The organism is Bradyrhizobium sp. KB893862 SZCCT0404, from assembly GCF_018130885.1.
Lineage (GTDB): Bacteria > Pseudomonadota > Alphaproteobacteria > Rhizobiales > Xanthobacteraceae > Bradyrhizobium > Bradyrhizobium stylosanthis.
Map to the genome: position 1 here is coordinate 39,410 of NZ_JAFCLT010000019.1, position 12,553 is coordinate 51,962.

Annotated in this window: 10 protein-coding genes; 8 read left to right on the forward strand and 2 right to left on the reverse strand. The window is 65.7% G+C overall.

What is annotated here, in order from left to right; all coding sequences use genetic code 11:
• Positions 1-232: 232 nt before the first annotated feature.
• Positions 233-1,819: an amidase family protein gene (locus JQ617_RS38800; RefSeq protein ID WP_212030949.1), complete on the forward strand. Its 1,587-nt coding sequence runs from the start codon at positions 233-235 to the stop codon at positions 1,817-1,819.
• A gap of 48 nt (positions 1,820-1,867) precedes the next feature.
• On the opposite strand, the gene JQ617_RS38805 is transcribed toward JQ617_RS38800, so the two are convergent.
• Positions 1,868-3,160 (reverse strand): TadE/TadG family type IV pilus assembly protein, encoded by a 1,293-nt coding sequence (locus tag JQ617_RS38805; RefSeq protein WP_212030950.1) that lies wholly within the window; start codon positions 3,158-3,160, stop codon positions 1,868-1,870.
• Between the two features lie 403 nt (positions 3,161-3,563).
• On the opposite strand from JQ617_RS38805, the gene JQ617_RS38810 reads away from it, so the two are divergent.
• The 4 genes from JQ617_RS38810 (at position 3,564) to recQ (ending at position 8,843) form a co-directional block, all read left to right on the forward strand.
• A complete protein-coding gene (locus JQ617_RS38810) occupies positions 3,564-4,865 on the forward strand; it encodes an O-acetylhomoserine aminocarboxypropyltransferase/cysteine synthase family protein (protein ID WP_212030951.1) in 1,302 nt (433 codons plus the stop codon).
• Positions 4,866-4,877: 12 nt separating this feature from the next.
• Complete coding sequence (gene metA / locus JQ617_RS38815) at positions 4,878-5,879, forward strand: homoserine O-succinyltransferase MetA (RefSeq protein WP_212030952.1); 1,002 nt, start codon at positions 4,878-4,880, stop codon at positions 5,877-5,879.
• 98 nt (positions 5,880-5,977) lie between these two features.
• On the forward strand, positions 5,978-6,721 hold the full coding sequence (locus JQ617_RS38820; RefSeq protein WP_212030953.1) for a polysaccharide deacetylase family protein: 744 nt from the start codon (positions 5,978-5,980) through the stop codon (positions 6,719-6,721).
• A gap of 256 nt (positions 6,722-6,977) precedes the next feature.
• Positions 6,978-8,843, forward strand: a complete 1,866-nt coding sequence (gene recQ, locus JQ617_RS38825; RefSeq protein WP_212030954.1) for a DNA helicase RecQ — start codon at positions 6,978-6,980, stop codon at positions 8,841-8,843.
• Positions 8,844-9,020: 177 nt separating this feature from the next.
• Here recQ and JQ617_RS38830 read toward each other — a convergent pair whose 3' ends face one another.
• Positions 9,021-10,037, reverse strand: a complete 1,017-nt coding sequence (locus JQ617_RS38830) for a 1-aminocyclopropane-1-carboxylate deaminase (protein ID WP_063692803.1) — start codon at positions 10,035-10,037, stop codon at positions 9,021-9,023.
• 157 nt (positions 10,038-10,194) lie between these two features.
• On the opposite strand from JQ617_RS38830, the gene JQ617_RS38835 reads away from it, so the two are divergent.
• The 3 genes from JQ617_RS38835 to JQ617_RS38845 all read left to right on the forward strand — a co-directional run bounded on the left by JQ617_RS38835 (position 10,195) and on the right by JQ617_RS38845 (position 12,550).
• Positions 10,195-10,659: an Lrp/AsnC family transcriptional regulator gene (locus JQ617_RS38835; RefSeq protein ID WP_212030997.1), complete on the forward strand. Its 465-nt coding sequence runs from the start codon at positions 10,195-10,197 to the stop codon at positions 10,657-10,659.
• Between the two features lie 57 nt (positions 10,660-10,716).
• Positions 10,717-11,880 carry a PLP-dependent cysteine synthase family protein gene (locus JQ617_RS38840; RefSeq protein ID WP_212030998.1) on the forward strand — a complete coding sequence of 388 codons (1,164 nt, stop codon included), beginning with the start codon at positions 10,717-10,719 and terminating at the stop codon, positions 11,878-11,880.
• A 109-nt stretch (positions 11,881-11,989) separates the two neighbouring features.
• Positions 11,990-12,550 carry a carboxymuconolactone decarboxylase family protein gene (locus JQ617_RS38845; protein WP_212030955.1) on the forward strand — a complete coding sequence of 187 codons (561 nt, stop codon included), beginning with the start codon at positions 11,990-11,992 and terminating at the stop codon, positions 12,548-12,550.
• Positions 12,551-12,553 lie beyond the last annotated feature (3 nt).

The following is a 12,553-nucleotide window of genomic DNA, read 5'->3' on the forward strand; positions in this document are numbered from 1 at the left end:
CAAAATAGCTGCGTCAGTAATCCTGGTCGTTCATGCGGCAATCTTGGCGGTCATGTCATGAACGACTCAACCAGTATGTGGGTCGGGACAGGCCGCCCAAAGGTTCACGCTCCCACGCCGCTTCGTGGCCGGGCGTGACAGAGCGTCGCGACAACGCGCCATGCAGAAACGCGCCTGTACACGGTCGCGTGACCTCCATAACCTCCGCGGCGCAATTTTTTGGAGATGCGACGTGGCGAAGAAGGCGGCGACCAAGAAGAAGACGGCACCGAAGACATCAGCGAAGACCTCGCGCAAAGCAGGCACCGGACGAAAGGCTGCCGCAACCAAGACGGCCAGGAAGACCGCCAAGAAGGCTGTGAAGAAGGCCGCGCCGCGGAAATCGGTCACGGCGCGCCGTCCCAAGGGACCGGTCTGGCAATGGTCTGCGGTCGACACCGCGGCCGCGATCCGCTCCGGCGCCATCTCCGCGGTCGAGACCGTCGAGGCTCATCTGGATCGGATGCGCGCGGTCAATCCGAAGCTGAATGCGGTCGTCGTTGATCTCGGCGAGGAGGCGCTGAAGGCGGCGCACGCGGCCGACAAGCAGCGCGCCAAGGGCGGCGAGCTCGGCCTCCTGCACGGCGTGCCCGTCACCATCAAGGAGAACGTCGACTATGAGGGCCGGCCGAACTTCAACGGCGTTCCCGCCAACAAGGACCTGATCGCGCCGTCGGACGCACCCGTCGTCCGCAACCTGAAGAAGGCGGGCGCGATCGTCATCGGCCTCACCAACACGCCGGAATTCTCCTTCCGCGGCTTCACCGACAATCCCCTGCACGGGCTGACGCTCAATCCCTGGAATTCCGATATCACCTGCGGCGGGTCCTCGGGCGGTGCGGGGTCGGCGGTTGCCGCCGGCATCGGCACGATCGCCCACGGCAACGATATCGGCGGCTCGCTGCGCTGGCCGGCGCATTGCAACGGCGTGGCCACCATCAAGCCGACGCAGGGCCGCATCCCCGCCTTCAACGGCAGCGCCACGGCCGAGCGCCCGATGCTGGCGCATCTGATGTCGGCGCAGGGCCCGCTCGCCCGTCACGTCGCCGACGTCCGTCTCGCGCTGGAGGTGATGAGCCAGCGCGATCCGCGCGATCCTTGGTGGGTGCCGGCGCCGCTGGCCGGGGCCAGGCCGAAAGGGCCGATCAAGGTTGCCCTGGCGAAGATTCCCGACGACATGGCCGTCGATCCCTCGGTCGCCGCGGCGCTGCGCCAGGCCGCCGATCATCTCGAGCGTTCCGGCTATCGCGTCACCGAGGTCGAGGTGCCCGACATCAACGGCGTCTGGCAGACCTGGTGCGACATCATCACCAACGAAACCGTGGTGATGCAGGAGGCCGCCATGCTCAAGGTCACGTCCGAGGACTTCCACAAGGCCTGGGGCGGCATGAAGACCAAGGCCAACGTGCTCGACCTCAAGGCCTGGATGCAAGCGACGGCGGCGCGCAACGGCCATATCCGTGCCTGGCAGCTGTTCTTCGAGGAATATCCGGTCGTGCTGGCGCCGACCACGGTGAAGCCGACGCCGGGCCCGCGCGAGGACACCGTCAGCGCCGAGCGCGTGAAGGAGATCTTCTGGGGCGAGATCCGCTTCATCTCCGCGATCAACGTGCTGGGCCTGCCCGGCGCGGTGGTGCCGGTGGCGCTGCACGACGGCAAACCGATCGGCGTGCAGCTGATCGCGGGGCGCTATCGCGAGGATCTCGCGCTCGACGCCGCAGCCGCGATCGAGAAGCGCGCCGGCGCGCTGGTCCATCGCCTCTGGGAGACGATGGCCTGAGGCCGTGCGCAAGGGCTCCGCGTCACGCGCGGGGCCCGCGGCGGCGGGTCAGTTGGTCAGATGCGCAGCGGCGATCGCCTTCTGGAACAGCGCGTTCAACGCGTCGGTGATGCTCGAATCGCTCGAGACCTCGTAATAATAGCCCGACGTCGCGCAGGCCTGCATCTTGGTCGCGATCGAGCTGCGCCATGGCGCGATGTAGGTGTTGTACCAGCTGTTGTTGGTGATCGCGAGATAGGTGGTGTAGAGCACGGCGATCTTGACGCCGCGCGCCTTGATGGTGTCGCAGATCGTCGCTGTCAGCGGCTCCTGGCATCGGCCCGACGAGTTGATCACGGTCTTGCTGCAGGACGAAGGGTAATAGTAGTCGGCGACGCCGTCCGAGACGAAGAACAGCCATTTCTGCGGCGAGGACGAGGAGCCGTCGCCCGGCGTCGGGATCGCGCCGTTGATCGACGACAGGATGCCGTCGAAATCCGTGCACATGTCGTTGTTGTAGTTGGTGTAGGGGATCGTCATCAGGTCGACGCCGGAAACCGCCGTCTTCACCGAAGACAGGCTCGACGTCAGCGCCGAGATCGTGGTCAGGCCGATCGAGGCGCAATCGCTGCCCATGGTGTAGACCGCCATCCGGTACTGGTTGCTGACGAGCTGGCTCGCGGTCGCCGTGTCCGTCAGCGATTGCGTCGCGTCGCGGACCAGGTCGATCCGCATCTTGACCCCGAGGTTCTTGGCGATCGCATAATAGCTGCTCGTCTGCTTGGTCTTCTTCGTGCTCGACGTGTAGATGTCGTGGCAGGCGAAGGCGCAGCTGTCGGATGTCGCGTTCTGCAGCGCGGTCATGTCGGCCGTTGTGGCGCCGAGTCCCTGTGACGGCGAATTGTCCAGCAGCACGTAGAAGTCGATGTAGGACGGCAGCGAGGCCGCCGCGCCGGATGTGGCCGAGAACTCCAGGGTCTTGTAGCCCAGGATGCCCATGAAATAGGTCGTCACCGACGAGGATGCCGTCCCGGTGGCGGTGCGCGTGGTGACGGTGTCGGTCACGGTGATGGTCACCGAGCTCGTCGCAAGGCCGAACGCGGAAATCTGTCCGGCGAAGGTGTTCAGGGCGTCGCTCTGCGCGGCCGACGCGCTCTTGGTGATTTCGCTCTTGGCCGTGGCGACCAGCACCGCGGTGTCGAGCGCGGCGATCAGCTTCGTTCGCGCCCGTGCGGCGAGGGAATAGTCGACGGCCGCGCCGACGAAGGACAGCAGCGGCACCAGGGAGAGCGCGAAGATGACGGCGATGTTGCCGCGCCGGTCGGCGGCAAAGCGCGAGAGCAGATTGTTGACGTACGCCAAGCCGGCACATCCCAAAGCAAGCAACGATGCGTCAGCGTAGAGGCAGCGGAATTACGCAACGATTGAGCGCCGCGTGATCGTTGATGTCCTGTGATTGCGGATCGTTTCGATGGGGCTTTGAGAGACGTCGTGAAATGGATGTTGGAGAGGCGGCCTTCGCGGAAAAGCCGGTCGTCGCGAAGCCGAGGATGCACGTCTCGCAGCGCGGCGGCGGCCCCTCAATTGATTAATCCAATTTAACTCGAATTTGAGCCAATTCACCAACAACCGTTAGGGTTACTTCCTCGATGTCTAAGCGAATTATTGTCCGCTTTACCACCCGCCTCTAACAGAGAAAGGGCGGACAACGCACATGCCTCATACAGGCCAATAAGTGCGGCCCGCTCCACGCGGAGGTGGCACGATGCGCAACGAAACGATCGCTATTCACGCCGGCTACGAACCCGAAGCCACGACGCACGCGGTTGCCGTGCCGATCTACCAGACCGCGGCCTACGCCTTCGACAGCGCCGATCACGGCGCGGCGCTCTTCAATCTCGAGGCGGAAGGTTTCCGCTACAGCCGTATCGCCAATCCGACCAGCGCGGTGCTGGAGAAGCGCATCGCCCAGCTCGAGGGCGGCGTCGGCGCGCTCGCGGTCGCGACCGGGCAGGCGGCGCTCCACTTCGCCTTCGTCAACGTCGCCGACCACGGCGGCAACATCGTTTCCGTGCCGCAGCTCTACGGCACCACCCACACGCTGCTCTCGCACATCCTGCCGCGCCAGGGCATCACCGGCCGCTTCGCCGAGAGCGATGCGCCCGATGCGATCGCCAGGCTGATCGACGAGAACACCCGCGCCGTGTTCGCCGAGACCATCGGCAATCCCGCCGGCAATGTCTGCGACATCGAGGCGCTGGCGAAAATCGCGCATGCGCATGGCGTGCCGCTGATCGTCGACAACACGGTCGCGACCCCGATCCTGCTCAAGCCGTTCGACTACGGCGCCGACATCGCCGTGCACTCGTTGACCAAGTTCCTGGGCGGCCACGGCACCACGCTCGGCGGCGCCATCGTCGATTCCGGTAACTTCCCCTGGGCCAAGCACGCAGACCGCTTCCCGGCCTACAACAAGCCCGACGCGTCCTATCACGGCCTCGTCTATGCCGAGCGTTTCGGCCGCACCGCCTATATCGAGCGCGCACGCAGCGTCTATCAGCGTACCATGGGCTCGGTGCTCTCGCCCTTTAACGCCTTCCTGCTGCTCCAGGGCATCGAGACGGTGGCGCTGCGCATGGAGCGCCACGTCGAGAATGCCCGCAAGGTCGCCGAATTTTTGCGCGGCGATCCGCGCGTGGCGTGGGTCAACTATACCGGCTTTCCGGACAGCCCCTATTATTCGCTCGTTCAAAAATATCTCGACGGCAATGCCTCCTCGCTGTTCACCTTCGGCATCAAGGGCGGCATGGAAGCCGGCAAGACCTTCTACGATGCGCTGAAGCTGATCACGCGCCTCGTCAATATCGGCGATGCCAAGTCGCTGGCCTGCCATCCGGCCTCGACCACGCACCGTCAGATGTCGGCGGAGCAGCAGCGCGTCGCCGGCGTGCTGCCGGAGACGATCCGGCTCTCGATCGGCATCGAGCATTCCTCGGATATCATCGAGGACATCGACCAGGCGCTGGAGAAGGCCTGTCCGTCGTCGCGGCTTCAGGCGGCGGAGTAGGCGGACGGCCCGATGACGATCTTGATCGACAGGGATCAAGGCATATCGAGCCCGGCGCTGGTGCCGGCCGAGCGCGACCTCGCGCACGATCACGCCGGTGCCGATCTCACGATCGGACTGATCAACAACATGCCGGATCCGGCGCTGAAAGCGACCGAGCGGCAGTTCATGAAGCTGCTTCGGGCTGCCGCAGGTCCGCGCCGCATCCGCTTCCACTGCTTTTCGCTGCCTTCGGTCAAGCGCTCGCCGGAAGCGAAATGGCATGTCGAGAGCGAATATTCCGATCTCGCAGATCTCAAGCGCCAGAAGTTCGACGGGCTGATCGTGACCGGCGCCGAGCCGGTCGCGCCCGAACTCCACCAGGAGCCATATTGGCGCGACCTCACCGACCTCATCGATTGGGCAAAGGCCAACACGCGCTCGACGATCTGGTCGTGCCTTGCCGCGCATGCCGCGGTGCTGCATCTCGACGGCATCGAACGGCGCCGGCTGCCGGCCAAATGCCACGGCATCTTCGACTGCGAAGCGGTGATGGACGATGCCCTCACGCAAACTGCTCCCGCGCCGCTCAAGGTTTCGCATTCGCGCCTGAACGAGCTTGCCGAGAGCGACCTCGCGCAGGCCGGCTATCAGGTGCTGACCCGCTCGGCGCTGGCCGGCGTCGATGTGTTCGTCCGCCAATATCTCAGCCGGTTCGTGTTCTTCCAGGGCCATCCGGAATATGACGCGCTGTCGCTCCAGCGCGAATATCTGCGTGATATCGGCCGCTATCTTGCGCGCGAGCGTGAGAACTACCCGCATCTGCCCGTGAGCTATTTTGACGCAGCGACGGAAGAGAAGCTCGCCCGTTTCGAGAGACGGGCGCGGCACCAGCGCCATCCGGCGCTGACCAACGACCTGCCGGCGCTGAATTTGCGCGCCGATATCGCGGCCGGCAGCGCTGCGGCCGCGCTATTCCGCAATTGGTTGCACTATTTGGGTTCGCCGGCCGATGCGCCGCTGCTGGCGCGCTAGCCGGTTCGTTCCGCGTTAGGATTACCAAAGCGTTAGGCTTGCCTCGATCGGCGCCTGAATGTTTCAGTAGAGAAATACGGAATCACGGGAACACAGTCGTGTGGTCGGCACTCCAGGGACGCGTGAGCAATCGGCTGGCCCGGCATTTCCGAGCCGCGCCGCACCGTTTGCCTGCGCATGCGCCGCTGGTGAGCTTCACCTTCGACGATGCGCCCGATAGCGCGGCCGGCGAGGGCGCCTCGCTGCTCGAGGCGCATGGCGGCCGCGGCACCTACTACATCGCGGGCAGCCTGATCGGCCAGCCGTCGGATCATTGGCATGGCCTGTCGAACGACGCGATCGTGCGGCTGCACCGGACCGGCCACGAGATCGCCTGCCACACCTTCTCGCACCAGAGCTCTGCCAATCTCGACGAAGCCGCCATGGCCCGCGAGATCGAACGGAACCGCACTCATTTCCGCGCCATCGATTCCTCGATCACGCTGGAGAACTTCGCCTACCCCTATGGGATCGCCTCGGTGTGGCGCAAGCCGCAGCTGGCCAAGACCTTCCGCTCGGCGCGCGGCATCCTTCCCGGCGTCAACAGCGACGTCATCGACCTCCAGTTCCTGCGCGCCTCGCCGCTGGTCGATTGCGAGATCGACGAGGCAGGCGTCGATCGCTATTTCGACGAAGCGGTCGCGAGCGGCGGCTGGCTGATCTTCTACGGCCACGACGTCGCCGAGGCGCCGAGCCCCTATGGCTGCACGCCGCGCCTGATGCGCCACGCGCTCGAGGCGGCCCAGCGACGCGGCATGCCCATCGTGACGGTCGCGGAAGCGCTGCGGCGAATCGGGGCGTGAGACGCCTCTTCCTTCTCCCCTTGCGGGAGAAGGTGGCGCGAAGCGCCGGATGAGGGGTATGCCTCCGCAGTTTTCAATGCCTGGTCTGATCCGCGGATAGATACCCCTTACCCGTCTCGCCGCTGCGCGGCGAGCCACCCTCTCCCGCAAGGGGAGAGGGGAAGACGCGGCTTCGCCCCGCAAACGGCCTTGCCACGGCCGCCCCAGCATGCGACTGGCCTTGTGACGAATCCCCGCGGCCTCGCTCGACTCACCCATGAACGCTCCTTCCACCGCTCCGCTGCCCGCGCCGGCCAACGGCCGTGATGCGTTGTCGGTGCTGCATTCGGTGTTCGGCCTGCCGGGGTTCCGCGGCGCGCAGGGCGACATCATCCGGCACGTTACCGACGGCGGCAATTGCCTCGTGCTGATGCCGACCGGCGGCGGCAAGTCGCTGTGCTACCAGCTGCCGTCGCTGCTGCGCGAGGGCTGCGGCATCGTGGTCTCGCCGCTGATCGCGCTGATGCGCGACCAGGTCGCCGGTCTGATCGAGGCCGGTGTCAACGCCGCCGCGCTGAACTCGTCCCTGACATTCCAGGAGGCCTCCGAGATCGAACGCCGCCTGATCGCGGGTGATCTCGATCTGCTCTATGTCGCGCCGGAACGGCTGGTGACGCCGCGCTGCCTGTCGATGCTGGCGCAGGCCAAGGTGGCGCTGTTCGCGATCGACGAGGCGCATTGCGTCTCGCAATGGGGGCACGACTTCCGGCCCGAATATGTCGGCCTCTCCATCATCGCCGAGCGTTTCCCCGACGTGCCGCGCATCGCGCTCACCGCGACCGCCGACGAGCTGACGCGCAAGGAGATCGTCGAGCGGCTTCAGCTTGCCGGTTCGCCGCAATTCGTCTCCAGCTTCGACCGGCCCAACATCCGCTACGAGATCGTCGACAAGCGCAATGCGGTGTTGCAGCTCAAGGAGTTCATCCGGGAGCGCCACGCGGGCGACGCCGGCGTGGTCTATTGCCTGTCGCGCAACCGGGTCGAGGAGGTTGCCGCCGCGCTCGAGGAGGCCGGCATCGCCGCGCTGCCCTATCATGCCGGTCTCGACGGCAGTGTGCGCTCGCGCAACCAGGACCGCTTCCTCAACGAGGACGGCATCGTCATTGTCGCGACCATCGCCTTCGGCATGGGCATCGACAAGCCCGACGTGCGCTTCGTCGCCCATCTCGATCTGCCCAAGAGCATCGAGGCCTACTACCAGGAGACGGGGCGCGCGGGGCGCGACGGCAAGCCGTCGGCGGCCTGGATGGCCTATGGCCTCTCCGACATCGTGCAGCAGCGCCGCATGATCGACGAGTCCGCCGGGTCCGAGGATTTCAAGCGCGTCTCGATCCGCAAGCTCGACGCGCTGGTCGGCCTTGCCGAGACCGCGCATTGCCGCCGCAAGCGGCTGCTCGGCTATTTCGGCGAGGATGTGCACGGCGAGACCTGCGGCAATTGCGACAACTGCCTGACCCCGCCAAAAATGCGCGACGGCAAGGTGCTGGCGCAGAAGCTGCTGTCCTGCGCCTACCGCACCGGCCAGCGTTTCGGCGCGATGCACCTGATCGACGTGCTGGTCGGTCGCCTGACCGAGAAGGTCACGCAGTTCGGCCACGACAAGCTCTCGGTGTTCGGCATCGGGCGCGAGCTCAACGAGAAGCAATGGCGCACGGTGCTGCGGCAGCTCGTGGCGATGGGACACTTGCAGGCCGACAGCGAAGCCTACGGCGCGCTGAAGCTGACCGAGTCCGCGCGCGGCGTGCTGCGCGGAGAAACGGAAGTCTGGCTGCGCGAGGAGGCGCCGAGCACGCGCGTCCGCTCCAGCCGCGCAAAATCCCGCCGTGGTGAGCTCGCCCCCGCGGCGAGCGCGCCGCAGGGCGACGTCGATCCCGAATTGCGCGCGCGGCTACGGTCCTGGCGTTCGGAGGTCGCGCGCGAGCGCGGCGTGCCGGCCTATGTCGTGCTGCACGATGCGACGATCGACGGCATCGTGCGGGCCTGGCCGACCACGCTGGACGAGCTACGCAACGTGCCTGGCATCGGCGACAAGAAGCTCGAGCATTACGGCGACGAGCTGCTGCAGATCGTCAGGACGCGGTAGGGGGCGCGACGAAAACTCCGCCGTCATCCCGGGGCGCGACGAAGTCGCGAGCCCGGGATCCATAACCACAAGCGGAGGTGGTTACGGCAAGCTGGTCACCACGAGTCTTCGCCAAACGACTCCCTGGGGCTATGGGTCCCGGGCTCGCGACTTCGTCGCGCCCCGGGACGAGAGGAGCTAGCCGTTCCGGAACGCGTAGCCGTAGCCGTTCAGCGCCGGTGCGCCGCCGAGATGGGCGTAGAGGATCTTGGCGCCCTTCTCGAAATAGCCCTTCTGCGCAAGGTCGATCAGGCCCTGCATCGACTTGCCCTCGTAGACGGGGTCGGTGATCATGGCTTCGAGACGCGCGGTGAGGCGGATCGCTTCCTTGGTCTCTTCCGACGGCACGCCATAGGCCGGATAGGCGTAGTCCTCGATCAGCACGACGTCGTCGGCAACGATGTCCTTGCCGAGCTCGACGAGCTTTGCGGTGTTCTGCGCGATCGAGAGCACCTGTGATTTCGTCTGCGCCGGCGTGAAGGAAGCGTCGATGCCGATCACCTTGCGGGCGCGGCCGTCGGCAGCGAAGCCCACCAGCATGCCGGCATGGGTCGAGCCGGTGACGGTGCAGACGATGACGTAGTCGAACTTGAAGCCGAGCTCCGCCTCCTGCTTGCGCACTTCCTCAGCGAAGCCGACATAGCCGAGCCCGCCATATTTGTGCACGGACGCGCCGGCGGGAATCGCGTAGGGCTTGCCGCCTGCGGCCTTCACTTCCTCGACCGCCTGCTCCCAGCTCTTGCGGATGCCGATATCGAAACCGTCGTCGACGAGGCGCACGTCGGCGCCCATGATGCGCGACAGCATGATGTTGCCGACGCGGTCATAGACGGCGTCCTCGTGCGGCACCCAGGCTTCCTGCACCAGGCGGCACTTCATGCCGATCTTGGCGGCGACGGCGGCGATCATGCGGGTGTGGTTGGACTGCACGCCGCCGATCGACACCAGCGTGTCGGCGTTGGAGGCGATCGCGTCCGGGATGATGTATTCGAGCTTGCGCAGCTTGTTGCCGCCATAGGCGAGGCCCGAATTGCAGTCCTCGCGCTTGGCATAGATCTCGACATTGCCGCCGAGATGTTTCGACAGCCGCTCCAGCTTCTCGATCGGCGTCGGGCCGAAGGTCAGCGGATAGCGCGGAAATTGGTCCAGCTTCATGGGTCATCCCGATTGGTGTTGGTGCTGGCCTTGCCTAGCACCGCCCTGGAAAAATGTGCTCTCAATTATTGCGCCGATATTGCGCCCATTCTTGCGCTTCTGGAGCCAATGGCTAATATTTCTTCCAGAAATAGATCATTCGATGAAAGCTTCTTTCATGGCCGCGAGGCTTGACCGAACCGACCTTAAGATCCTGAGATTGCTCCAGAATAACGGCCGGCTGAGCAATGCCGAGCTGGCCGAAACCGTCGCGATCAGCCCCGCGACCTGCCATCGCCGCACCCAGCGCCTGTTCGAGGACGGGTTCATCCCCGCCGTGCGGGCCATGGTCGCGCCGAAGAAGGTGGCAAAGGGCACGCTGGTGATGGTCGGCGTCGTGCTCGACCGGTCGACCCCGGAGAGCTTTGCGACCTTCGAGCAGGCGATCGCCAGGCTGAAATTCGTGCTCGACTGCCACCTCGTCGCCGGCGATTTCGACTACTTCCTCAAGATCCGGGTCGGCGACATGGAGGACTTCAACCGCATCCATGGCGAGCAGCTCATCGCGCTGCCCGGCGTGCGCCAGACCCGCACCTTCTTCGTGATGAAGGAGGTGGTCGACAACGCCCCGCTGGAGTTTTGAGCAGGAGCATTCTCCAGCGCACTTGATGAGCGATCCCCATCATGAGAGATTCGCGTGATGCAGACATTCCCCTTCCGCCAGCACAATCCGGCCGGGCCGGCCTATCGGCGCGGCTGGGTGGACGAGGCCGTGGCCGCGATCGAGGCCGACCAGTGCCGCACGGCCGACACGCATCTGATCCGGCTGATCGTGCCGGCGCTGTCGGGCATCGACATCTATCTGAAGGATGAGTCCACGCATCCGACCGGCAGCCTGAAGCATCGCCTCGCGCGCTCGCTGTTCCTCTACGCGCTCTGCAACGGCCACATCCGCGAAGGCACGCCCGTGGTCGAGGCCTCGTCGGGATCGACCGCGGTGTCGGAAGCTTATTTCGCCGAGATGATCGGCGTGCCGTTCTACGCGGTGATGCCGCGCACGACCTCGGCGGAGAAGATCGCCGCGATCGAGCATTACGGCGGCAACTGCCATCTGATCGACGACGGCCGCGCGCTCTATGCGGAAGCCGCCGCGCTCGCCGCCCGGCTGAACGGCCACTACATGGACCAGTTCACCTTCGCCGAACGCGCCACCGACTGGCGCGGCAACAACAACATCGCCGAATCGATCTTCACCCAATTGCAGGGCGAGCCGCGGCCGTTGCCGGACTGGATCGTGATGGGCGCGGGCACCGGCGGCACCTCGGCCACCATCGGGCGATATCTGCGCTATCGCCAATATCCGACGCGGCTCTGCGTCGCCGATGTCGAGCATTCCGCCTTCTTCGACTGTTTCCGTACGCAGGATCGCTCCCATGTCTGCGATCGTCCGTCGCTGATCGAGGGCGTCGGCCGTCCCCGCTGCGAGCCGTCCTTCGTGCCCGGCGTGGTCGACCGCATGATGAAGATCCCGGATGCGGCAACGATTGCGGCGATGAACGTGCTGTCGCGCCGGCTCCGCCGCGCGGTCGGCGGCTCCACCGGCACCAACTTCCTGGCGCTGTGCCGTCTCGCCGCGGAGATGCGCAAGGCGAACGCGACGGGATCGCTCGTGACGCTGATCTGCGATTCCGGTGAGCGCTACCGGCAGACCTATTACGAGCCGGAATGGCTGAAAGCGCGCGGCCTCGATCCGGCGCCGTTCGAGGCGGCGTTGTCGTCGTTCCTCGAGACCGGCGAGCCCTTGAGGCTCGACGTCGACGACGTCGTCAATCTGCAGGGCGCACGAAGCCCCGCCGCCTCCTAGCCGGCGTCTCCCTGCGATTTGCCAAAAGGCACGGCCGTCACGGCAACTTCACTTGCGCTGCGCACATCCGCGGGCGAGCCTCGCCGCTTCTCAACGAGGAGATACCACCGTGCGCCTCCCCATTCTCGATCCCAAGGATCTGACCGCCGAACAGAAGCCGCTCTATGACGACATGCGAGCCGGTATCACGGACCACTTCAAGGGCTTCGTGAACATGCGCGACGACGGCGCGCTGCTCGGTCCCTGGAATCCCTGGATCCGCGAGCCGCGCTTCGGCAAGCCGGTGTGGGATCTGGTCAAGGCGATCGCGTCGAACCCGCTGCTGCCCGCCCCGGTGCGCGAAGTCGCGATCCTCGTGACCGGTTCGCATTTCCGTTCCGGCTACGAGCTCTATGCCCATGTGCTGGTCGCCGAGCAGCGCGGCCTTTCCGACGAGAAGCTCGCGACCATCGTCGCCGGCCAGCGGCCGGTCGATCTCACCAAGGAGGAGGCGGTCGCCTACGACATGGCCTCGGCGCTGGTGAGCGGCGGCGTGCTGCCGGAGCTGACCTATCGCGCGGCCGTGCAGCAGTTCGGCGTGCATGGCGCGGCCGAGCTGTCCTATCTCGTCGGCGTCTATTGCATGGTCTCGGTCACGCTCAACACCTTCGACGTGCCGGTGCCGGATTAGCCG